This window comes from Pseudobacillus badius, assembly GCF_002189605.1.
Taxonomy (GTDB): domain Bacteria; phylum Bacillota; class Bacilli; order Bacillales; family Domibacillaceae; genus Pseudobacillus; species Pseudobacillus badius.
Genome location: NZ_MWMM01000026.1, coordinates 1 through 22,448 on the forward strand (window position 1 = coordinate 1; position 22,448 = coordinate 22,448).

The following is a 22,448-nucleotide window of genomic DNA, read 5'->3' on the forward strand; positions in this document are numbered from 1 at the left end:
TTGGAAAAAATCACATAAAAATCGCTTGTCTTTGATACCTGTTTTTCAAAAAACAAAAAATCAAAATTGTATTTTTTTGACATGCGGAAAGTCAGATGTTATACTTCATTTGTATATTTTTAATAATTAGGTAGAAAGGAGTAATGATGAGAAAACTAGCAACAAGTCTGGGCATAATCATCCTATTTCTCATACTGACCATTCCATCCGCTTTTCAAACTGCTAACGCTGCCAGCAGCCCAAGCATCGCTGAGCAAGTGAAAGCGCTTACTGATGCTGGCGTGTTAAAAGGCTATGATGATGGATCGCTTCAGCTCGATGCTCAAGTAACAAGAGGCCAATTTATTGCCTTTCTAGTGAGGGCATTAGACCTTCCGCCGGGAGATTCCGGATTTAAAGATGTTGGCACCAATCACAGCTTATATCCAGAAATCTCTGCTGCTAAAAAAGCAGGGCTGCTTGTTGGGACACTGGATGGGTATGCGCTGGCGAATCAATCCGTCACACGCTCAGATGTCGCTGTGATGCTGGATCGGGCCATGCAATTAAAAGGCGATTACACAAAGAAAGCGACGTTAACGTACAAAGACCAGGCACAGATTGGCCGCTATGCCTATGAATCTGTGCAGCGCATGACCTATTACGGATTAATTAAAGGCACGGAGGATAACTATTTCTTCCCGCAAAAAACCGCTACACGCGGCGAATCAATCCGGTTTGTCTACCGTTTCATGGACACGCTTCATTTATTTTCTTCTGACAAGGAACCGATTACCCCTCCTAAGCCAGCGGATTCTTCAGAAGTGGTCGTTCCAGTCAATGACTATCAGTATATTAAAGTGCGAATGAATACCCGAGGGGTGCCGTTGACTTATAACAAGCGCACGAAAGATGTACATATCCGTTCTGCCGATGAGCATTTCTATTACCATATGGGCAACGCGTCCAAGCCGCTCGGTTCACTGCGTGTTACATTGAGAAAGCTGGATAACGGTGATGTATTCGTCTTTACAAAATTCATTCATAACGGCGATAACACGTATTCGGCTTCCGTGATCGTTCCATTTCATCAGTCAGATAATTATACATTGGCCAAGTACAGTTCATTCGGTGAAGTCAATCAAACACATGACGGCACCTTCGGCGTGGATAAAACTTCTCATCCAACCGGCATTCTATCCGCTAAAAAAGGCCAAGCGGTGACCAATGAGATGATGATCAGCAAAAATTATGTATCACTTCATCGCCAAATGAAGTATGCCAATGGAGACAAATCTGTTCTTCGTGAATTAGTCAATGAACTTGAGAGCTACAAGGTGTATACAGATACGGCACGAAATCTGGTTACTGCCCATGTCAATATGTCCATTAGAGGGAAAGCCATCTCAGAAAATTGGGTGCTGCTGTCCGACAAGCGCCTCTTTGCTGACAACACGAACCGGGATAACTGGTTTAAGCGGACCATTGAGCAATATACAACCATAAATAATTGGCTGACAGCCGACGGAGCCTATACAAAGCTTCCATGGTCGATTGAACCGTCCTACCAAATGGGGTATGGGCGCAACATCGGCAGAATGCAGGGCGGCGTCTATTTAACTGCTTATAATGGAAATAAAGAGCGCTATTTTTACGATCTTGTAGTGAATGCAATCGCAGACCTGGATGTTTTTTCAGGCGGTGCTCTCACTGCTAGGAAAAGCCCTATTTTTCCGACGGAATACACTAGTACCTGGCTGAAAAAAGCATACGGCACGACCGCTCCTTATTTTGACACGAGATTGAATGAAAATGCAGCGCTCTTCTTGAAAAACACATCGGAGTCTTTGTCTATTCAAGAGCTTGCAGGAGCCAACTTCCGTTATGCGGATTATCTCGTTCAGCAAAAGAAATTAGGGAATACCATTCCGGTAACAGCCTCCAGCTACTTAATTTCCGATTACTACGGATTAGGAAACGGGCAAACGAAAACACATGCCTCCCTGAATCATGCACTTGGGGAAATGAGGTTTTTATTGGAAACGTATAAGCAGACAAAAAATGATGCTTATTTAAAGACCGCGCGCGAAATAAAAGCCGGCATTGAACACTTGCATCCAAAGTGGATTCGCTCAAACGGCGACCTTTGGTACCAGGTCAATCCGAACCTGACCTTTGCGGGTTCAGACTATCCTCATTTAACTTTAATGGACTTGCTGTTAAGCCAAAACGTATTTGCGGAAACCGGCATCCCGCGCAGCGCGATTTTTGATGAATTAATTCGCACAAAAACAAAGTACATGGTCGCTAACAATGTCCCGATCCCTTCCTTTGCCGTTCAGCTTCTGCGTGAACAAGGATTCGGAGGACTGATTAACGATAAGTACAAAGCATCGACAAGAAAAGCAGACGTAGAAAAACGTCCGAAAGACGACCTTGATCTGCTCGCAGAATAAAAAACAGACTCGTTGAAACAGTGTCTGTTCTCTCCTGCCTCAAATGTTATTTACAAACATCCGCCAGAAAGAATAAGCTTTCTGGCGGATGTTTTGCTTTTTTTACGAAGAGATACTTTTCGATCACTGGTTGTTCTTGCCAACCTTTCATTGTTGTTTGTTCATGAACCAGTGAACGTTTGATTGTAAGTAACGATATGAAGAGTCGTTCGTGTCTTGAAAAGCTTCCTCCCTGTTTGAAATGATATCTTCATAATGAATGGGGAGGAAAATGGTTTTCTCGTCAAATTATCTCTCCTCCGAGAATGTCATAATCATTTCATTATACATAAAAAGGGGACCTCGCTTCATAAAGGGAAAACGTCTAGTTAAAAGGCATGAGTCCGGTCAACACCGAATTCATGCCTTGGAGAGCTGGTCTTCTTGTCTAGCGCTTAGAGTGGAATCCTTTTATTTCCATTCTCTTTTCAGTTCACTTATCGCATTCCCATCGCGGTGAAATCAACGTCCAGATCCTTTTGGATGACACGGTCATTTACAAATTCAAACGTAATGTATTTAAACCCTTGTACATTAAAAGCTACAACAAAAGCGAAGGTGTCGTCCGTGTTGCTTCCAAAACCGCCGCAGGAGCAACGAGCAAATTCTAATGGCCGAAATGCCTGGATCATCACCGGATTGGCAGCTCCGGGAGGAAGAGATACGAAAGGAGGGTTATAGCGAACGGTATATACGCCTGGTTTTTGAGCGTTTTTAGTAACGGTGAAATCTCCCTCTTTTTTTTGCGGATTTTGCCCGTTCGCCGGAATAAAACCAGCGACAATGGCCGGTTGCGGCAGAGAAACAGCTTGACAGCAATCACATTGGCAGCCATTGGGATGGTTATGGCTGGATCGGCTTTTCCTTAGTGGCATGTTACCACCTCCTTTTTATTGAAATAAGCCTGCAGCATTAAACGGAAGTTGGAACCAGGCCAAACGCCGCAAATTGAACATCAAGGTCCTTTTGGATGACTTGGTCATCAATGATTTGGAAAGTAACATACTTAAACCCATCCGGGCTATAATTGAGTACATAAGCGAATACATTAGCGTTGCCTCCAAAAATGAAGTCGCTGCTGTTGCATACTAATGGAAGAAATGCTTGTGTCATTACAGGGGCTGGCAATCCTGGAATAAGTGCAGCGAAGGGGGGATTATAGCGGACGGTGTAGACTCCGGGAGCCTCCGCACTTTTAGTAACGGTAAAGTCTCCCTCTATTTTTTGAGAGATTTGGCCATTTGCTCTTATAGAACCTGAGATGGTTTTGCCGACTAATGCAGGAGTTGGCTCGGATGGGCAGCAGCCGCAGGAGCCATGATTAGCTTGGCAGCAATCATGGCAATCATCGCCGTTGCTTCTGTTTTTTCTCGTAGACATGTTATCACCTCCTCTGTTTACTGAGACAAGCCTTTTTCCGGCAACACCCCCGGTTTATGCAAACTTGTCTCGTAATATATAATATGTTTCCGCATCAAGGAGGGTTGGACAAAAGGAATGCCTATCTAATAAAAACATAGAATGCTATTTGGTAAGAATAGCGGTTTTATTCAGCGGCTTTATCTATGTTCCCTAAGTCTACGAAACAGCTCGTGCAGCTAGCAAAAGCGATTTTCCTTTATCCCTTTCCTTACACTTAAAAGAAAAAGATCGCCGCTCTTCTTCTCTATGGACTGTTCTTGCTATGCGGCTCCTGCTAAGTAAAGAACAACTAACAAGCGGATTCCTTCCTTTTCAAAAATTTGCTATGATACTATTAAACGATGTGAATGCCCCTTCTTTGCTTTCCATGCCACTCGCTGGTTGGATAGCGGCTCCGTCTTCCAGGATGAACAGTTGGGATGAGGGCCTCTATATAAAGGAGAGAAGTCATGTACAGTAAAAACAAAACCGTTGTCCGGTCGATGGACATTTTAAACCTCTTTATCAATCACGCGGAATTGACCTTCCAAGAGATCATTGATTTATCCGGCATTCCGAAAACGACCGTTTACCGGATGCTGATGTCGTTGGAGGAAATGGGACTGCTGGAAAAAGGGACTGATGCAAAATACCGGTTAGGCTTAATGTTTCTTAGCTTTGGCCATCTTGTTTCTTCGCGGCTGGATATTCGGCGCATAGCCCTGCCAGTGATGCAAAAATTGCATGATGAAGTAGATGAAGCGATTAATTTGATTATTAGACAAGAGGATGAAGCCATCTATATTGAGAAGATTGATACCCATCAAAAGGTTCGCCTGTACACAGCCATCGGCAGAAGAAGCCCGTTATATGCCGGAGCCTGCTCCCGGGTAATTTTGTCCTTTTTGCCTCAGGAAGAAATTGAGCGCTATGTGGATGAAGTGGAGCTAAAGCCTTTTGCTGCGGGGACGATTACCGATAAAGAGCGGCTTTGCGAAACTATTCAGCAAACGAAAAAAGACGGATATGCCATCAGCCACTCTGAATTAGAGAACCATACTTCTGCGATTGCCGCTCCTATTTTCAACCATAAAGGAGAGGTCGTAGCCGGAATCAGCATGGCGGGGATTGAAGCGCATTATCAAGCGGAACAGGTGCCCCTTTTCGCCGAAAAGGTGAAGGAGGCGGCCAGACAAATTTCAGAGCGCTTAGGCTACCGGCACGCTTAAAAACCATCCTTTGTTTCTGCTTTCCAGGGACAGAGGATGGTTTTTCATTTATATAGGTTTCGCTGTTCAACTCTACATGGTGTATACCTGAAAAATCGGCCGTGTCATTTTCCAATAACCTTTCTCCTTATGAGTAAAGCTCTTTAAAACGAATGCCCATTTTAATTTCATGAATGACCTGTTCTTTCCTTAATAATTCCCTTTCCGCCGCTTCTAACGAAATCTCTTGAAAATGTACCTTTGCTCTAGGCTGCAGCTGAGCCATAGTTGACAAATCGGCAGAAATAATTTGTCCGATTTTCGGATAACCGCCTGTTGTTTGGCGGTCCGCCATTAAGATAATCGGTTGCCCATTCGGCGGCACTTGAACGGTCCCTTTCGTCACCCCTTCAGATAATAGTTCATCGGGTGCAGCTAAAGAAAGAGCAGCTCCTTCCATCCGGTAACCCATTCGATCGGCTTGAGTAGTCACATGATAAGGCTGGCTAAAAAATGCCGTTTGACTCTTTTTATCAAACCGGTCAAACTCAGTTCCCCGAATGACCCGAATAAGTTGCTCCTGCTTTAAACTAACAAGAGCCTCATAATTGACAGCCCACGGCACATCGTCATCGCTTTTGCTTAAGGCATTCCATAGAGACAGGTTTGATTGATTGCTCTTCCCGCACATAAGCACATCATTTTTTTGCAATGCCCGGCCTCGAAACCCGCCAATGCCCGCACGGAGATAGGTGCTCTTGCTGCCCATTACCTCTGGAACCGCAATCCCGCCGGCAATAGCTACATATGCCCGGCAGCCTTTTACAGGAGATTTAAATTGCAGCACCGAGCCCTTTCTTACCAAGAGGGGTCTCCATGTTGGAGCTTCTTCCCCATCGAGCACAGCCAGCAAATCCCCGCCGGTAATCGCAATCATGCAGTCTCTTTCAAAGGATAAGGACGTGCCCCATAAGGTGATTTCGAGCGCCCCTTCATTTTCCTGGTTTCCGACTAGCAAATTGGCTACGCGCAACGAATAAGCGTCCATCGCTCCGCTTGCAATGACGCCGTATTTTTGCGCGCCATATCTTCCTAAATCCTGTACAGTTGTCAACAGGCCTCCATTCAGCACCCTGATCGTCATCGCTTTCGCTCCTTATAAGCCTTGTATTCTTCAGAAGACATGCTGACAAACCTCACTCGGTCTCCAGCCTGCAGCAGCGTTGGCGGAAACGAATCCGGACGAAACAGCTCCAGAGGCGTGCGGCCAATGATCTGCCATCCTCCTGGCGTCTCAAGCGGATAAACACCTGTTTGCTTGCCGGCAATTCCGACAGAGCCGGGTGCGATAGCCAATCGGGGATTTTCCCTGCGCGGCGTAGCAATTCTTTCATCCATCCCGCCCATAAACGGAAAACCGGGAGCAAAGCCGATCATATAGACTAAACACTCATTTTGCGTATGTATTTGAATAACTTCTTCTGCCGATACATGATGGAACGCGGCTACCGCCTCTAAATCAGGCCCGTACTCGCCTCCATATAAAACGGGAATTTCAATTAGCCTTGCTTCCGCCTCTTCCCTCTCATCTACTTGTTCAAGCAGCTTATTGATTTCTTGGCAAACAGCTTCAAAAGACGTCAGCAGTCGATCAGTCCTCTCCCCGTATTTGGATTGATTCTGCTGAACGGCTACGGGATCATAATAAACAGTAATGTTATGAAAAGCCGGCACGGATTCAATAAATCCCTTGAATGGCTGAGCTTCTAATATTGTTGAGAGCGCTCTCACTTTTTGATGAATAGAAGGGGTTATGCCTTCACCCAGCTGGACGATCAATGCAGAGTCACCTAAAGGTTTTATGTCGATCTCTGTAAAAGAATGACTCATATTAACACCCCTATTAGTTTCATTATTCGGTACAAATGTTTTTAAAAATGGATTATTTTAAATTATAAAGAGGACAAAAAGAAAAAACAAGCGCAAAAAAGCCAATATTACGTCAGTTCTGTATTTTCTATTAATCCGACAAGAAAGTCTATTCAGACATTTTGTTTTATGCTACAATGACTTTACATTTCAAAACTAAAGTTCCTAATTACGGAACTTTAGTTATTTTTACTGTAAACGCTTTCGTTTTAGGCAGCGCTCTGAAAAAAAGTCTGCAGGGAGGAAAATGATGTTTCAAGTAGATTTGAATTGCGACATTGGAGAAAGTTATGGCCGCTACAGGCTGAGAGAACAGAAGGAAATCTTGAGGTATGTGACCTCTGCCAATATTGCTTGCGGATTTCATGCGGGTGACCCTGGCGTGATGAGAGAAACTGTTCGGCTAGCTATCGACAACGGAGTGAAAGTTGGCGCGCACCCAGGCCTGCCGGATCTGAACGGTTTCGGGCGGCGGGAAATGAAAATTACAGCACAAGAAGCTTATGATATGGTCGTTTATCAGGTCGGCGCTCTTCAAGGCTTTTTATCTGTACATAATGAAACGATGCAGCACGTAAAACCCCATGGCGCTTTATATAATATGGCGGCCAGGGACGCTTCATTGGCCGAGGCGATTGCTCAAGCTGTATACGATATTTCCCCGTCACTTGTTTTATTTGGCCTGGCGGGAAGTGAATTGACAAAAGCGGGAGAAAAAATTGGTTTGCCAACCGCACATGAAGTGTTTGCCGACCGTACGTATCAATCAGACGGAAAGCTGACGTCCCGCTCAGAGCCTGGCGCCTTGATTACAGATCAGGAACAGTCTGTGTCACAAGTAGTGAAAATGGTAACAGAGGGAACAGTCATCTCTCAGCAAAATATTGCTGTTCCCTTAAAAGCAGATACCGTTTGCATCCATGGCGATGGAGAGCATGCACTCGCTTTTGCCAAATACATCAAGGACACTCTGGAAAAACACTGCATTTCTGTTCTTTCAATTATTAACTAGATAGGGGCATCTATATGGCAGAACTGAAAAGAGAAACCGTTGTAAAAACAAAGAAAAAAACCAGCAATAGGAGTGTTTTGCTCGGCGCCGCTTTTTTAATGGCTACTTCCTCCATCGGTCCGGGCTTTCTCACTCAAACAACCGTCTTTACCCAGCAGCTGGCCGCAAGCTTTGCCTTCGTTATTTTAATTTCTTTAATTTTAGATGTTTTTGCCCAAATGAATGTTTGGCGGATTATTGCTGTTTCAGGCTTGCGCGGACAAGAGATTGCTAACAAGGTATTGCCGGGATTAGGCGTATTTTTGGCCGTCTTAATTGTGATGGGAGGGCTTGCCTTTAACATTGGCAATATTGCCGGGGCGGGTCTCGGGCTCAATGCCATGCTTGGCATTCAACCCATTACCGGAGCGATAATTAGCGCGGCGTTCGCCATCTTCATTTTTATCGTAAAAGAAGCCGGAAAAGCGATGGACCGGATTGCCCAGGCAGCTGGCTTTGTCATGATCCTGCTGATGATGTATGTAGCGCTCTCTACCTCCCCTCCTGTCGGGGAAGCGCTCGCCAATACGGTAAAACCGGAAAAAATCAGTATACTAGCCATTGTCACGCTTGTTGGCGGAACAGTTGGAGGATATATCACCTTTGCCGGCGGGCATCGTTTGTTAGACGCAGGAATTAAGGGGATTGATTCTTTGCCGGAAGTAACGAAAAGCTCGATTATGGGAATTACAGCGACAGGAATTATGCGGATTGCTTTATTCTTGGCTGTACTCGGCGTCGTTTCGCAAGGGCTGGCAATTGATCCAGACAACCCGCCAGCTTCTGTTTTCCAACTGGCTGTCGGCGACATCGGCTATAAAATATTTGGTGTCATTATGTGGGCCGCTGCCGTTACCTCTGTTGTAGGAGCAGCCTATACTTCTGTCTCATTTATTCGTTCGTTCAGCCCGGCACTGGAAAAATACCACAATTGGGTCATTATCCTGTTTATCCTGGTCTCTACGGCAACGTTTGCGTTAGTCGGACGCCCTGTGAAAGTCCTACTGCTAGTCGGTGCCCTTAATGCGCTCATTCTGCCGCTCTCATTAGGAACGTTGCTGATCGCCGCTTACAAGAAAAATATTGTCGGAGACTATAAACATCCATTATGGCTGACCATCACGGGCGCATTCGTCGTTATGATTATGGGATGCTTGGGAATAATGACACTATTTGAACAGCTGCCATTGCTATTTAAATAATCTTCATGGGAGGTTTAGAAATGATACATGCTGACCAGATGTCTGCCAGCCAGATTAGGGAGCTTATTCGGAAACAAGAGATCACTGGACCGACTGCGGGCATGGCCAATGGATTTGCCCAAGCTAATTTGGTCGTTTTAAAAAAAGACTGCGCTTTTGATTTCCTGCTGTTTTGCCAACGGAATCCTAAGCCCTGCCCTTTGCTCGATGTAACCGATCCTGGTTGCTTTCATCCCAAAAAAATCGCTGAGAAGGCAGATATTCGCAAAGATCTTCCTAAATACCGCATCTATAAAGAGGGCATCTTCACGGAGGAAACGACCGATATAACAGAATACTGGGAAAACGATATGGTCGCCTTCTTGCTGGGCTGCAGCTTTACATTCGAAACGGCGCTACTAGCCAATGGCCTTCCGGTTCGGCATATTGAGGAACATAAAAACGTTCCGATGTATAAAACAAATGTTTCATGTGAAAAAGCAGGCATATTTGACGGTCCTATGGTTGTCAGCATGCGGCCTATGCTGCCTAAGGAGGCAATCCGCGCCACTCAAATTACCACCCGCTTCCCTGCCGTGCACGGTGCGCCTATCCAGATTGGCGAGCCGGGCCAGATTGGCATCACCGATCTTTCCGAGCCGGATTTTGGCGAGGCCGTCACCATTCGCGAAGGAGAAGTTCCCGTTTTCTGGGCTTGCGGCGTAACGCCTCAGGCAGTGGCTTTGCAAAGCAAGCCGCCGCTCATGATTACCCACGCTCCCGGTCATATGTTTATTAGCGATATACGAGATGAAGATCTTAGTGTGCTGTAAAGGCGGCGCCGTTTAAAAACATGAGCGAAGGAAAAGTCTGCTTTCATCAAAAAGAACCGTTCTCCTTTCTTTATTGCTACAGGAGAGAACGGTTCTTTTTATTGGATAAAACGGTTCTGCTTGGTTTTATGTAGCCCCTCATTTTTTAAATCTTATGTGTAGAAGCTATGTATGAAAGAAAGAAAGAAGGAAGGAAACAACATTAAAATAAAAGAAGAAATAAACGTTCCTTTATTAAAGTTGAAAACAGGAGGTGAAGGATGAACACTCTTTCACTCACCTTCTCCCCCTACTCTCTTGGCCTTCCGGTAATATTCATTTATAGCATAGGCTAACGCCTTAGTCGTATTGCGCAATTCATCCATGTTGTTATCAACGCCCCCTATCTCAATGAGAATCGAGCGCTGGGATAAATCTTGATTATAGACTCCATCCACGCCTTTTCCGCTTTTGCCAATAATCCCCCTGCTTAAATGAGGGTACTGCTGCTGCAGAATGTTATGGATGGCTTTTGCTAGGCTAAGGTTCTCATTGAAGTTAGGATTGTTTTTGCCGACAACAAATACGACTTTGGCATAGCTTTTATTATTAATAGAAACGGTGGTATTCTTCTTTCTTAAAGAATCTCGATGCAGGTCAATAAAATATTGTAAATCCCCGTTTTCGGCCATGGCTGCTTGAACGAATGTCCGGGACACTTTATATGATCTGGTTGTTTTCCATCCTTTCCTTTTCAGCTCTTCCCCCATATTCGTTTTATCTACCGTTACGCCCAATCCCAGATTTTCAAGTTCCTTCCCGAGCATTTCGCCGACTGCCGTAACATTCATTTTAGAATCAACAGCTTTATCAGCATCCGGGTTTCCTTCCAGACCCAGCAATGGCAAATAAGACTCCCAGCTATGGGTGTGGTAAATATAAAAACTCTTCCGCTTGGGCGGATTCACTTTCCCCCTATCTGGGTCAGGCTCTGTTGGCGGATCTTTGGCTGTATCCGTTGTGTTAAGCGTATCCTCTAAGGGAGGAGCCGACTCAATAGGAAGAGTAGCAAAATTAGTTCCTTTCCCGGTAACGAGGATTTCATCTTTATAGATTTCAAACCCTGGCAACTCATTTCCCACTAAACTGCGAACATCTCCTATGTTGATATTCGTCGCTAACTCAAACCCTAGCGAAATAATAGAGGATGGATTCTTTTTGACATGATTAGAAGAAAAAGCAGGAAGCTCGGCTGCAAGCATCGTCATCAAAATAGGCGGAGAAACTGTCTCTACATTTTTCTGCAAATACTCATACACAGCTTGTCTTTCCCTCGAAAAAATACTTGCGGCAAGAATGAAAGCGCATATAAGAAATAACAGACTGACCACTAGCAAAGAAAAGTTCGAAGCATTATCATCTCTATTCGTCATTGGTCACCCTCTTCGTTTCTGCCTTTACTAAAAAGTTATGCATCCACTTCAAGGGCTGATGACAAAAACGTGAATAGAAACAGCTTCTTCTTTGCCTTGTACTAAAAAAGTATTCTTTTCTTTATTTATTGAAAAGAACTTATCAACGTTTATTGAAAAGAAGAAAACAACGAAACAAAGAATCAATTTATTACTTATTTTTGAGAAGACAGGAGGATGATTAGCTTCTCCTATACGTGAGTAATAAAAAACTCTTTGGTGAACATGTGAAGGATGAGACCTGTCACGTTTGCCTAATCGTGCCTTTGCTTCTCCCTTCTGAAAGCTCCTGGCCAATCTCTGCTTTCAGTGAAGAAAGGACAGACAAAAAGTATTTAAGAAGAAAACAACGTTGGAAGGAAAGAAGGTATAAATATTTCTTGTTTTAATCTAGAGCATTCACCTTCACGAAAACAAAGCCTCTTGCTTTATTTTTTCTGAGAGGCCCACCAGCTTTTAAAGTGAACGGATTGGCCGGCACCTCCTCTCTGACATCTCGGACCACATCCACGACAGGAAACATGCAAGAAAAAAAATAGACTCTCATGCACTAGCCTGGAGAAAGACGTCTAGAATCATTTAGCAAATTAGAATCTTTCTTTATTTAAGGGAAAGAAAGTATAAACGTTTATTCAAAAGAAGAAAACAACGCAATAAAATTAACATCGGGCTTGTTCTGGTTAAAAGAGGGCTTTCAGTTATTCTTTCAGCATCAAGGCCGTACGTACATAAGGAAGAAGCGTGCGCACAAGAAGGACTCTATTAAAATCAGCTGTTCCTTCTTTCATTAGCCAGACCCCAGGAGAATACATCAAATAAAAAGATATAAAGAAAGAAAAGAAGAAAACAACGTTGTAAATGTAAAGTGGATCTTATACAGCACTGGCCTGGGGCCTTATGTTCGGGTTGCCAAAGCCCATTTCGCTGGCCCTTACTCTCCAATTGTAATTACTGCCTATACAACGATTCTGTTTTTAGAAGCAAACTAGCTGCTTGCACTTCATCAATAGCGCAAACAAACGACTTAAGAGGATATTCTCTAACATAAAAACCAATCAAACATCCAAACAACGTTTATTAAAAAGAAGAAAAGAAGAATAGTTTTTTTAGCTGTCTTATAAACAAATGAGACAGCTTTTCTGCATTCGTGCTTTGCAACAAAGAGCCTCTCAAAGTATGATACGTATAGAAGCTCTTTTATCGATCCTCTTAATCTAGGAAAAGAAATGAAAAAGTGGAAGGGATACAGGATTCAGTGTAGAATGAATAAAAGAAGAAAACAATATTGGAAGAAAGGAAGGTATGAACATTGGCTATTACAATTACAATGGGAATCCAAAAAGGGGGCTGCGGAAAGTCAACGACAACAGGCATCCTCTCTCACCTGATGCAGGAAGATGGCTATCGTGTCCTCGCCGTAGATATGGATAGTCAAGGGAATTTAACCGAACTTCTAAGCGGGCAGCCTGCCAATGAGTTTATGGGAAAATCCGTCCTAGAAGCGATGCAGCAGCGCGATATCAAGAGCTATATCGTTCCGGTCAATGATCATCTGGATTTATTGCCTGCTAATAACTTCCTGGCAACCATGCCCCGGTGGATCTATACAGGCCGCACCTATCAAGGAGAAACCATTCCTGCAGGTGAAAAACCAATCCTCGTTCTTGATCAAGCATTAGAACAAGTGCGTGACCAGTATGATTTTATCGTGATTGATACGCCGCCGTCACTTTCTGAACAAACAACCAATGCACTTTGCGCCAGCGAATACGTCGTCGTGATGTTCGAATGTTCAAACTGGAGCTACTCCGCTATCCCAAACTTTATGGACTCTGTCACCAGCGCCAATGAATTAGGAAACCGCGGCACTCAAGTATTAGGAATTTTGCGGACTATGAATGATGTAAGACGCAGTGATGCAAAAGCTTTTAATGAGCTGATTGCAGAAGATTATCCTGATGAGGTATTTGAGACGATCATTACACGCAAAGCTCCTATTGGAAGACTTTCTTTATATGGATTCAATGAAAATACAGAACTGAAACAAGCACTGGAGCAATATCGAAATTTCTACAAGGAGCTGATCCAACGTGTCAAAGGTGAATGACATTAAAAACAGAAAACGCCTGCAGAAAACCATTACGCCTACACAGGCATTAGCTGAAACCATTGAAGAAGATAACAACATTCCTTTAAAAGAAGAAATAAACCAACCAAGAAAGGAAGAAAAGAAAGTGGAGAGAAAGCGTGTATCTTTTGATTTACGAACGGATTTACATAAAGAGCTGAAAATGCAGTCACTCATTCAGGAAAAAAACATCTATATTCTCATTGAAGAAGCCTTAGAAAAATATTTAAAAGAAGCAAAAAATTAAATAACTCAAAAGATAGTGATCCAAATTAGCAGTGCTGCTTGATCGAAAAAGCTGGCGGCGCTCCATTAGTTAGGATATCACTATCTTTTTCTTTAGAAATGAATGACATGATTTCACTCTGCTCTATTCAGAAGAATTATTTCTTCTTTTCTTCCTATAAACGTTTATTCGTATAAATATCTTTTGCTCTAGCTGTGCATTTGCTTATCCCTTCGGAAAAGATAGAGATTCGTTTGTACTTGCATAGAGCAGCAAACAAAGACTCCTTCCTTTATACTTATTATTGAATGTCACAAGGAAGGGGAGGGGAGAGAAGAGAATTGATACACGAACAATGGCCAAATGAGCTAGAGGTGGCACAAGTAAGAATAGCGCGCCCCACTCATCAGTTAAAGGAAATTGAACGATTTTATTGCGAAGGAGTCGGGCTGAATAAAATTGGCTCCTTTACTGGTCATCAAGGCTATTCGGGACTTATGCTGGGACTGCCGAATGCTGCCTATCATTTGGAGTTTACGGAACATGTTGACGGCAGCCCGTGCCCGGCCCCTACAAAGGATAATCTGCTTGTACTGTATATGCCAAATATTGAAGGGATTCAGCGTATGGCAAAACGTTTGGAGCATATGGGCTATCCGGCAGTGGAGCCGGAGAATCCTTATTGGCTGGAAAGAGGGGTAACTGTGGAAGATCCAGATGGCTGGCGTATCGTTTTGATGAATACCTCTGGAATCTAAGAACTCTGTAAAGTTAGCAAAAGCATCGCTCCCGCAGCGAATTCGCGGGAGCATTGCTTGTCAGTTTTCATTCTTGAAACTCTTGAGAACGTTTATTTGTATTTCAGCTTGGTTCCTTACAACGAAGCTCTAATCAGTGAATCAATCGTTTTAGAATAAACGTTTCTTCGTTTCTTTAAAAGTTTATTTGTATATTTCTATAAAAGTTCTTCTTGGCATATGCACATACATACTCCTCTTATCCTGTGGAAAAATTTTCATAATGACGCTATTATAGGTAAGAAGGATAGAGGAGGAGGGCTCGATATGATTGTTGGATTACATCACGCACAAATCACCATTCCAAAGGGAGCGGAAAAAGAAGCGCGGCATTTTTATTGTACAGTGTTAGGATTAGAGGAGATAACGAAGCCAGACGCTTTAAAAAAACGCGGGGGCTTTTGGCTGCAAGTCGGTGACAAACAAGTTCACATTGGAACAGAGGAAGGAGTAGACCGCCACATTACAAAAGCTCATTTAGCTTATCAAGTGACGGACCTTTTCTACTGGAAGGAAGTATTAGAAAAGAATAACATCCCTATACTTAGCTCTGTCCCGATTCCTCACTTTGAACGTTTTGAATTCAGGGATCCTTTTGGCAATCGTGTTGAAATGATCAAAGAAGTATAAACAACGTTTTCTGTCTCACACATAATCACCCATTTTACGAGCTGTTTTTAACAGCGCGCTTTCTGCTGTCATCTAGTTTATTTGATTTGGGAAAGGAAGATGAGGATCAAATGGATTTAATGCTATTTAAGAACCAATCTTCCTATATTTTTTTTCTTCGTTTCTTCCTTCTTTCCATTCTTCTTTTCTAGATATGAAGAAACAAATAAATATTTTTCGGGTAACTCTGTTAAAAATAGCAGCCATTCCGCTGCGGGGAGTCGCCTTCTTCAGCTTCTTGCATGAACGACTGAGAAGCCCTTATGAACTACCGGAGGACTGTATAAAGAAAAGAAAAGCCAAGTCTAGTCTAAGACTTGGCTTCTCTTTATAAAGGATTACTCTTCCAATTGCGATTTTTTTAGCCATTGGACAATTTTTAAATCGTTCTTTTTATTTCTTCTTTTGGTTTCTTTATTTTCAAAGCGCTTTAACGTGTTATAGCCGATGCCAATTTCCTTGGCCGCTTTTGCAAGAGACAGCCCGCGCCGTTCTCTTTCTGCGATCACCATCTCAGCCGTTAAGGAATCTTCTGTAATTTCCGGGGCGGGCTCTTCTTTCACAATCACCGGCTGGGACGGAGCAGGGGCAGTTTCTCTCCCCACGGCAGCTTTTTTGACCACAGGTTCAAATGATGCCGGTCTTCCTCGTCGCTGTCCCATTTCCTGAATAACCACCGGCTGGGTAAGTGATTCAATCATTTGGTTGATTGCTAAAGAATCCACCTGATGCTGATCCTGTAATATAGATAGCTTTCTTTTGTTTTTTTCCAGCATTTCCGCTGAAGGAATAATAGCCACTTTCAGTCCGTGAAAATAGGACAGCCAGCCCGTTTTGCCAAACAAGCTGAAATCCACCGGCTCTGTGAAATACCAATCCTTCACAATTCCCTTCGCCTTTAACTCGTCTAAAGCTTTGACAAAACGGTCATACATATCCAATCCTCTCATTCTGACCGGAAAATCAATTTCACGTACGAGCGTTTTAACCGTAAATGGCTGGTATAAGTTATTTTTGGATAGGCGGATAAACCATTGCGTCGCAAGATAACGCGATAAACGCTTCTCCGGACGCTGCCGGACAGGATGGAACTCAAGCGCGCTCAAATCAATAATGCCTAAGCGCTTATTCTCATTTAAGAAGGACGTCAACAAAGAGGTCGGTTTAATTTGACAAGCATAAATGCCTAAAAACTTATCGTTTTCATCATAGGCCGCCCGAACTTTTCCTACTTCAAACATTTTCTGGAAATCCCGGTACTTATACTTTTTACTTTCCTTCAAATCACTTTCATCGACCTCAATGACTTCTCCTTCTTTCAAGGAAATCCAGATATTTGACAAAGCCTTCACTCGGGACATAATGTTAAAGCGATCTCGCTCCCGTACCTCCAAGCTGCTGTTTGGATCCACCAGGTTGCTTCTCAGCTTGAGCGCATCATTGGAATGGAAATATAAATAGCCGTCTTCATCTTTCGGAGCAAAGAGAAATAAAAAGCAAATAATATCAAAGATATCAGCCGTCATTTCATCCATGGCACTAAAAGCGGTGCGAAGCTTGTCCCAGTATTCTTGCTCTTCATCTGTAAAAGGCATGTCCAGTCCTCCCGCTACATTCACGCGTGCCATTCCATGGACATTGCCACGGGAATCTTTAATTTCCGCTTGAAACACATCGTCCGACTCTCCAGCCGACACAAACGCTTTAGGCTGCGTCACAATGTTTCTTACGAGATGAAACTGATAGTCCATGCTAGATACTAAATGCCGTTCTTCTTTTGCTAATTGAACAGCTGCCTCATTCACACTTAAGTGGACATCGAGCGGAAAGTCCTCGTTAACGTACTCGCCAATCTGCTCAAGCACATGCTTATGGTGCTCCTTGAAAACCTCGCGTATATTTTCCTGTGTGACTTTTTTATTTACTAACAGAGAGCGTACAATCTCACACAAATAATCAAAGCTTCTATATGTTTTCTGATTATCAAACGTTTGATTGATCTCTTTCATTACATACTGCTGCCATTCCTCAATAATGAAGCTATTTGAAAAATACCGCTGAACCTCTTCTAATACGGCCAGTTTAAAAAAATCATCACTAAGTGCGAGCTTATTAGGGTTAATATATTCATTCATGCTATCTCTCCCCAAGTCGTTCTGTCTATGTGGTCTCTTCATTATGCCAGTTCTTTCTGCAAAATGGCAACTTGCCACTTTACAGGTCAAATAGAAAAGGCGCCGGCGGCCGTTCGCTAACATGAGCTTGCCATTCCCCACTAAACTTTCCATTTCTCGTCCTACCCGTGCACTTTGCCTTTCCACTTTCCGTTTTCCTTCGTCTTACCCGTGCATCTGTCTTGCCATTTTCCATTCTGTTCTGTCCTACCCGTACACCTTTTCCACTTTTATTTTACTAAACATGGATAAAAAGCGCCTGATTCAGTCGAAAATTGCCGCTTTTTTGCCATTTATCGTCCTACCCGTGCACCTTTCTTGCCATTTTACTTTTCCCTCCGTCCTACCCGTGCACCTTTTTTTTGCCATTTTAAAATTTCTCCGTCCTACCCGTGCACCTTTTCAAAAAGGCGACTTTCAGAAAAAGTGATTAAATCAACGTTTTAGCTGTTTTTTTTTAAACAGCCTTTCCATTTTCACCTTGCCACTTTCCATTTTGCTCCGTCCTACCCGTGCACTTGAAAAAAATTTAAAAAATCGCTGAGCCCTTGTCCTGACTGGGCTGAACAGCGATTAAAAATTTGCCACTTTTCTCTTAGAGAGCGCCTTTTTGGAAAAGGGGGTCGTGTATAATAGACATACTTATACATAAAACGCTAGAAGGGAGGGTATGAAGATGGCAAAATTCCGTAAACAAAACAAACGGCAATTAGTGAAAATGGACGGTTTCCGTTTTCCGCATCAGCTGCTAGAAGAGCTTCGGACTTTTCAAAAAGACAAAAATAAGCAAGTTCCGGCAAGTGCCTATGCCGTTCTTTTGTCCATTCTGAAACAAATTCACATCGAAAAGAACAGCCAGGGCAAAGTCCAGGAATTTAATCTGGCTTTTTGGAGCAAGAAGCTGCACGTGGCTTATTCAACGATGCATGCTGGACGAAAGTTTTTAGAAGAGCATGGCTTTCTCTATGAGGAGGTCTTGGCAAACGGCCTGCCTGCATGGGTGCTGGCGAACTATAAAGAGTATACAACACCTGAACTGAAAGCCGGTCATGAATTAAACTACTTTATTGTCCCTCATACTCTCCTGGACACAACCATTGTGGCAGAATTCGTGCGCACATCTAATCCAGAGGCGTTTGAATTAATGTTTTCCCTGTTCAACCAATTTCGCCACGGAATCGCCAAGCTTGATCATAAAAACGAAGTAGCCGCACTTGAACAATCACGGACAATGGCGACGTTAAAAGACAAATTAAAAAAACGGGCAAAAGGGGTAAGGGAAGTATTAGCCATTTTGCAGCCTTTGTTCGAGGTGGAATATACAGGCGTGCAAGTGCGCGGCCGTCAGCTATGGATTCGCAAAGTCCTGTTTCGCTTAAAATCTGAATGCGTGAAAGAGAACACAGATGAATTTCATGTCGAGCCGCTTCTAGCCAAGTTCCAGGAAAATACGCTTTATGTACTGGATGGACTGAAGCTGCGCTACAAACCAAGGGATCTCTTTGACATTATGCTATCCTTTAAACAAGAGGTGCTTGATATTGTCAAATTCCTGATCGATGAAAATGAAAGTGAAGGACGTTATACATACCGTGATGCATGGGCAGAGAGCTTATTTTTCCGCTGCCTGGATCAATTTGAACAGCATATTAAAACGCAAATGAGCAAAAGAGGGAAATTCTCGTTCCATACGTCCATCGGCGCCTATTTCCGGACGATTTACCGGCGAGAACTACCTCAAGAGTTAAAGAAAATTCCATATGATAAAGTTCATCAGGCCAAGTACACTGAATATCTCCAAACCGGAAAAGTACCTGCCTTGCATTGGATTTGAAGCCTTGTTTTTTAAAATTTTATTGAAACAAGGCTGTTTTCCGTGCTTAAAAAAGTTAACATGTCTCCATATGTTTTTTGTTTTTATCACCAGCGCTAAGTTTTTTTAAAGAAACGGGCTCTTTTTAAGAGCCCGTTTCTTTTTTCTTTCTCTATATATCAATAGATTGTCTGTTATCTTTTACTTGTATCAAATAATTGCCACTAATTTTTGTGAAAGACAAATGATTGCTTCTAAGTAGATTTTAATATCATTCAATTGCCTCTGAGCTGTGGATTATTCAATAGATAGCTTGTGGTCTTATGAATTTATCAAATACAGACTTCTTCGTTTCTGGAAAGAACCCATACAGGACAAGGGATGAACGCTCATTTAGAAAAGGACCTTATTAGTTTTGAGTATTTATTTTGATCTATCTTTTATAGAATTGATTATTTACTATTCTTTGATGTTTATACTTATAAAAAACGATGCTAAAAATGTAATGCAATATTCATTTTGCGTTCATATTCCTTTTTTATCATAAGCTCAAGCAGAAAAGAGTGATAAACCTGATCTTCTTAACTAAGAGGAGGAACAATTATGTTAATGTATGCAATCATTTTTATTACGTTGGCCCTTGTTTTTTATACAATTGGAGTGTGGGCAGAGAAATTTCAAAAACAGCTGAAAACTTGGCATGTATCGATCTTTTGGCTAGGTTTAATATGCGATACAGCTGGAACAACCATTATGGGGAAATTAGCCGAGGAAAGCTTCTTATTTAGTTTTCACGGCATTACCGGCTTATTGGCTATCTTGCTGATGTTATTCCATGCTGTCTGGGCAACCATTGTCATTGTCCGGAAAGACAAGCACATGCAAGTAAAGTTTCATACATTCAGTATTCTCGTCTGGGTGATTTGGCTGATCCCTTATATTTCAGGTGTTATTTTTGGAATGACTAAATAAGAATAGAAAGCGAACGGCTAAAAGCCTATACCTGTTTCTTCAAGGAGAACAGGTATAGGCTTTTCTATGAGCAGATTTAAAGAAAATCTGCTGGGTTCAAGGGAGAAAACAGACATTTATCCAGGACCTGTTTGGTTGGATTATTTAAAAATTCTCAACATGCTCTCCCTCTGGAAAAGGAGAAAGGGAGATAAACAGAAGGGGAAGAGTTTGCTTTCCTGCCTTTCTTATATAGTAGCCTCCAGCAGTGAATAATGATCATCAAAACAAGCATGGACTCTATGTCCGCCGAACAAATCGCCGTCAAGATACTCACAATAAATGCTCTCAGTCTTAATGACAATGTCGTGCAGGGTGAGTGCTTCCGCAAATTCCCTCTCTGTAATATCGTAAAGCCCGTTGTCAACGGCTTCCCAATTTAAATCCTCATCGTTTTCATCATATTCAGGCCAACAATCATTTTTATAAGCAATCAATTTTTCTGCTATACGGGCTTTGGCTTTTTTGTCAAAATCCTCAAGGCAGACAAAAAGCTTTTCTGCCTTTTGAATTAGCACCGTGACATCGGCCGTTTCTTGCGCATCTAACTTCCAGTTTATTTTTCCAATTGTCCGTTCATATGCTGGATAAGATTCATTATAAATAAGCTGGCCCATTAATTTGCTGTGCACACTGTTTTTCATCATTTCCTTCCTTTCTGCTGCTTTATATTGATCTACTGTCTATTCTTTATCAAGAAAGGGAGATGTGCAACAGCGGCCGCGAGCCATGGCATATCGCTTAACAAATGTGAGTGGCGGTTCATAAACATACACGCAAGAAACCAATGGCCCAGGAGAAAGCAATAGATCACTTTTTCTGTTAGTAGTATTTAAAAAGAAGTTTGATTTTAAGCTTCCAACGTTGTTTTCTTCTTTTATTCTTATGAAAGAAGGTTGTTAAAATTTGATTTGTACAAAGGGAGACTATGCTAGCTGATTCAGGAAAATAATCTAGCGAATAGGAGGGGCCAATAAATGCTTAACGCAGGTACTCCTCCTCATCATTCCAATCAGTGAGGAATGATAATGAGGAGTGTCGGTTTGGTGACAAAATAATCCTCGGCTAATATTTTAATTACCTCGTAACCCCAAGTAGAAGATGTCTTATATTTTCCCCATTCTTCTCTTGTAATAGGCCGCAATTCTTTAAAGCCCTTCAAAAGCATACCCCGTCAAACGATTCTTGAGAACAAAAATAGTCTTCTTCAATTTCGTCCAATGCTAAGGGACGATGACCCAGAATTGACCAGGGAGTAAATATTGATTCGTTTTAGGCTTAAACGGATACTCTACTTTAATCTTCATCACCGCCATCATTATATATACTCACTCTTTACTATAAGTTTTGTATAATCCCTTCTTCAACTATCTGTCCCTTTAATGGAATAACTTTATTATTACTTAATCGGTTCTTAATCCACAAAAAAATCGACCTCTCTTCTTTATAGAGAGAGGAAATTTCGGTTCATCTTCTCACAACCAGTTCAACTTTATTTCGAAGCCACAGAAAAGACTGTTAAGCTTCCTTTTTCTTGTGGGTCAAACAAGTTCTCTCTTGATGAAATTAACTAGTTCTTTCCTATATATATGATTTGTTCAGAGAGAGAGTTAATTTTAAAGAGCTATTCTGGTGAGAGAAGAATTTAAATAATAGAAAGTTTAATTTGCTTATTCCGAACTTAAAAACTGAAGCAGCTTAATAGTATGCAGCTGGGTGAAAAGCGGCTGATGAGAAATGGACTTGTCAGTTAAAAAGTGTTTGAAATAGGATTGACTTTTTCTATTAAGCTATGATATATTTTTATCTGCTGCTAATACCAAATGAAAATTTAAAAAGAACCTAGTATCTTTTTTAAAAAAAGTTTTGAAAAGCAGTTGACTTTAAAATGTATGCGTGCTATTATAATATAGCTGTCGCTGATAACGACAACGAATTGATCTTTGAAAACTGAACAAAAACATGCCAGTAAGTTAATTCTTATTTTCAAAATATGAGCAAGTCAAACATCTTTTTGGAGAGTTTGATCCTGGCTCAGGACGAACGCTGGCGGCGTGCCTAATACATGCAAGTCGAGCGGACTTGACGGAAGCTTGCTTCCG

At 42.3% G+C, this 22,448-nt stretch carries 18 protein-coding genes and 1 rRNA gene; 12 read left to right on the forward strand and 7 right to left on the reverse strand.

Annotated features, from left to right (window positions below; translation table 11 throughout):
- Positions 1–143: 143 nt before the first annotated feature.
- The gene (locus B1A98_RS19065; protein WP_231867577.1) at positions 144–2,435 is read left to right on the forward strand and encodes an S-layer homology domain-containing protein; all 2,292 of its coding nucleotides are present in this window, start codon (positions 144–146) and stop codon (positions 2,433–2,435) included.
- 476 nt (positions 2,436–2,911) lie between these two features.
- Here B1A98_RS19065 and B1A98_RS19075 read toward each other — a convergent pair whose 3' ends face one another.
- Positions 2,912–3,349 carry a hypothetical protein gene (locus B1A98_RS19075; RefSeq protein WP_041098855.1) on the reverse strand — a complete coding sequence of 146 codons (438 nt, stop codon included), beginning with the start codon at positions 3,347–3,349 and terminating at the stop codon, positions 2,912–2,914.
- 37 nt (positions 3,350–3,386) lie between these two features.
- On the reverse strand, positions 3,387–3,854 hold the full coding sequence (locus B1A98_RS19080) for a hypothetical protein (protein ID WP_063385349.1): 468 nt from the start codon (positions 3,852–3,854) through the stop codon (positions 3,387–3,389).
- Positions 3,855–4,345: 491 nt separating this feature from the next.
- On the opposite strand from B1A98_RS19080, the gene B1A98_RS19085 reads away from it, so the two are divergent.
- Complete coding sequence (locus B1A98_RS19085) at positions 4,346–5,104, forward strand: IclR family transcriptional regulator (RefSeq protein WP_041098859.1); 759 nt, start codon at positions 4,346–4,348, stop codon at positions 5,102–5,104.
- A 127-nt stretch (positions 5,105–5,231) separates the two neighbouring features.
- Here B1A98_RS19085 and B1A98_RS19090 read toward each other — a convergent pair whose 3' ends face one another.
- A complete protein-coding gene (locus tag B1A98_RS19090; RefSeq protein ID WP_063385350.1) occupies positions 5,232–6,227 on the reverse strand; it encodes a 5-oxoprolinase subunit C family protein in 996 nt (331 codons plus the stop codon).
- A complete protein-coding gene (gene pxpB / locus B1A98_RS19095; protein WP_063385351.1) occupies positions 6,224–6,973 on the reverse strand; it encodes a 5-oxoprolinase subunit PxpB in 750 nt (249 codons plus the stop codon). The genes B1A98_RS19090 and pxpB overlap by 4 nt, the downstream gene beginning before the upstream one ends.
- Before the next feature lie 289 nt (positions 6,974–7,262).
- Between pxpB and B1A98_RS19100 the strand changes: the two genes are divergently transcribed.
- Genes B1A98_RS19100 through B1A98_RS19110 form a run of 3 tightly spaced genes read left to right on the forward strand, consistent with a single transcriptional unit; the run spans position 7,263 to position 10,077 of the window.
- Positions 7,263–8,024, forward strand: coding sequence for a LamB/YcsF family protein (locus tag B1A98_RS19100; RefSeq protein ID WP_041098866.1), 762 nt, complete (start codon positions 7,263–7,265; stop codon positions 8,022–8,024).
- 14 nt (positions 8,025–8,038) lie between these two features.
- A complete protein-coding gene (locus B1A98_RS19105; protein WP_041098868.1) occupies positions 8,039–9,265 on the forward strand; it encodes an NRAMP family divalent metal transporter in 1,227 nt (408 codons plus the stop codon).
- A 20-nt stretch (positions 9,266–9,285) separates the two neighbouring features.
- Positions 9,286–10,077 carry a putative hydro-lyase gene (locus tag B1A98_RS19110; protein ID WP_041098870.1) on the forward strand — a complete coding sequence of 264 codons (792 nt, stop codon included), beginning with the start codon at positions 9,286–9,288 and terminating at the stop codon, positions 10,075–10,077.
- A 272-nt stretch (positions 10,078–10,349) separates the two neighbouring features.
- Here B1A98_RS19110 and spoIIP read toward each other — a convergent pair whose 3' ends face one another.
- Positions 10,350–11,489, reverse strand: a complete 1,140-nt coding sequence (gene spoIIP / locus B1A98_RS19115; RefSeq protein ID WP_041098872.1) for a stage II sporulation protein P — start codon at positions 11,487–11,489, stop codon at positions 10,350–10,352.
- Positions 11,490–12,837: 1,348 nt separating this feature from the next.
- Here spoIIP and B1A98_RS19120 point away from each other — a divergent pair.
- The 4 genes from B1A98_RS19120 to B1A98_RS19135 all read left to right on the forward strand — a co-directional run bounded on the left by B1A98_RS19120 (position 12,838) and on the right by B1A98_RS19135 (position 15,309).
- Positions 12,838–13,635, forward strand: a complete 798-nt coding sequence (locus B1A98_RS19120; RefSeq protein WP_041098874.1) for a ParA family protein — start codon at positions 12,838–12,840, stop codon at positions 13,633–13,635.
- A complete protein-coding gene (locus B1A98_RS19125) occupies positions 13,619–13,903 on the forward strand; it encodes a hypothetical protein (protein ID WP_041098876.1) in 285 nt (94 codons plus the stop codon). The genes B1A98_RS19120 and B1A98_RS19125 overlap by 17 nt, the downstream gene beginning before the upstream one ends.
- Before the next feature lie 323 nt (positions 13,904–14,226).
- Positions 14,227–14,640 carry a VOC family protein gene (locus B1A98_RS19130; RefSeq protein ID WP_052475225.1) on the forward strand — a complete coding sequence of 138 codons (414 nt, stop codon included), beginning with the start codon at positions 14,227–14,229 and terminating at the stop codon, positions 14,638–14,640.
- A 306-nt stretch (positions 14,641–14,946) separates the two neighbouring features.
- Positions 14,947–15,309 carry a VOC family protein gene (locus B1A98_RS19135; RefSeq protein WP_041098878.1) on the forward strand — a complete coding sequence of 121 codons (363 nt, stop codon included), beginning with the start codon at positions 14,947–14,949 and terminating at the stop codon, positions 15,307–15,309.
- A 377-nt stretch (positions 15,310–15,686) separates the two neighbouring features.
- On the opposite strand, the gene B1A98_RS19140 is transcribed toward B1A98_RS19135, so the two are convergent.
- Complete coding sequence (locus tag B1A98_RS19140) at positions 15,687–17,483, reverse strand: transcriptional regulator (RefSeq protein ID WP_041098881.1); 1,797 nt, start codon at positions 17,481–17,483, stop codon at positions 15,687–15,689.
- Between the two features lie 715 nt (positions 17,484–18,198).
- Between B1A98_RS19140 and B1A98_RS19145 the strand changes: the two genes are divergently transcribed.
- Both B1A98_RS19145 and B1A98_RS19150 read left to right on the forward strand, forming a co-directional pair.
- Positions 18,199–19,356, forward strand: coding sequence for a hypothetical protein (locus tag B1A98_RS19145; protein WP_041098883.1), 1,158 nt, complete (start codon positions 18,199–18,201; stop codon positions 19,354–19,356).
- 582 nt (positions 19,357–19,938) lie between these two features.
- Positions 19,939–20,307, forward strand: coding sequence for an HsmA family protein (locus B1A98_RS19150; protein ID WP_041098885.1), 369 nt, complete (start codon positions 19,939–19,941; stop codon positions 20,305–20,307).
- A gap of 227 nt (positions 20,308–20,534) precedes the next feature.
- Here B1A98_RS19150 and B1A98_RS19155 read toward each other — a convergent pair whose 3' ends face one another.
- The gene (locus B1A98_RS19155; RefSeq protein ID WP_041098886.1) at positions 20,535–20,990 is read right to left on the reverse strand and encodes a DUF2262 domain-containing protein; all 456 of its coding nucleotides are present in this window, start codon (positions 20,988–20,990) and stop codon (positions 20,535–20,537) included.
- A 1,367-nt stretch (positions 20,991–22,357) separates the two neighbouring features.
- Between B1A98_RS19155 and B1A98_RS19160 the strand changes: the two genes are divergently transcribed.
- Positions 22,358–22,448: ribosomal RNA gene (locus tag B1A98_RS19160) — 16S ribosomal RNA — on the forward strand; the annotation flags it as partial.

Excerpts from the sequence above, each read along its gene's own strand:
- B1A98_RS19155 (WP_041098886.1), bottom strand. The coding sequence starts at position 20,990 with ATGAAAAACAGTGTGCACAGCAAATTAATGGGCCAGCTTATTTATAAT.
- B1A98_RS19065 (WP_231867577.1), top strand. The coding sequence starts at position 144 with ATGATGAGAAAACTAGCAACAAGTCTGGGCATAATCATCCTATTTCTC.
- B1A98_RS19105 (WP_041098868.1), top strand. The coding sequence starts at position 8,039 with ATGGCAGAACTGAAAAGAGAAACCGTTGTAAAAACAAAGAAAAAAACC.
- B1A98_RS19090 (WP_063385350.1), bottom strand. The coding sequence starts at position 6,227 with ATGACGATCAGGGTGCTGAATGGAGGCCTGTTGACAACTGTACAGGAT.
- B1A98_RS19140 (WP_041098881.1), bottom strand. The coding sequence starts at position 17,483 with ATGAATGAATATATTAACCCTAATAAGCTCGCACTTAGTGATGATTTT.
- B1A98_RS19080 (WP_063385349.1), bottom strand. The coding sequence starts at position 3,854 with ATGTCTACGAGAAAAAACAGAAGCAACGGCGATGATTGCCATGATTGC.
- B1A98_RS19085 (WP_041098859.1), top strand. The coding sequence starts at position 4,346 with ATGTACAGTAAAAACAAAACCGTTGTCCGGTCGATGGACATTTTAAAC.
- pxpB (WP_063385351.1), bottom strand. The coding sequence starts at position 6,973 with ATGAGTCATTCTTTTACAGAGATCGACATAAAACCTTTAGGTGACTCT.
- B1A98_RS19075 (WP_041098855.1), bottom strand. The coding sequence starts at position 3,349 with ATGCCACTAAGGAAAAGCCGATCCAGCCATAACCATCCCAATGGCTGC.
- B1A98_RS19110 (WP_041098870.1), top strand. The coding sequence starts at position 9,286 with ATGATACATGCTGACCAGATGTCTGCCAGCCAGATTAGGGAGCTTATT.
- spoIIP (WP_041098872.1), bottom strand. The coding sequence starts at position 11,489 with ATGACGAATAGAGATGATAATGCTTCGAACTTTTCTTTGCTAGTGGTC.
- B1A98_RS19100 (WP_041098866.1), top strand. The coding sequence starts at position 7,263 with ATGTTTCAAGTAGATTTGAATTGCGACATTGGAGAAAGTTATGGCCGC.
- B1A98_RS19145 (WP_041098883.1), top strand. The coding sequence starts at position 18,199 with ATGGCAAAATTCCGTAAACAAAACAAACGGCAATTAGTGAAAATGGAC.
- B1A98_RS19135 (WP_041098878.1), top strand. The coding sequence starts at position 14,947 with ATGATTGTTGGATTACATCACGCACAAATCACCATTCCAAAGGGAGCG.
- B1A98_RS19150 (WP_041098885.1), top strand. The coding sequence starts at position 19,939 with ATGTTAATGTATGCAATCATTTTTATTACGTTGGCCCTTGTTTTTTAT.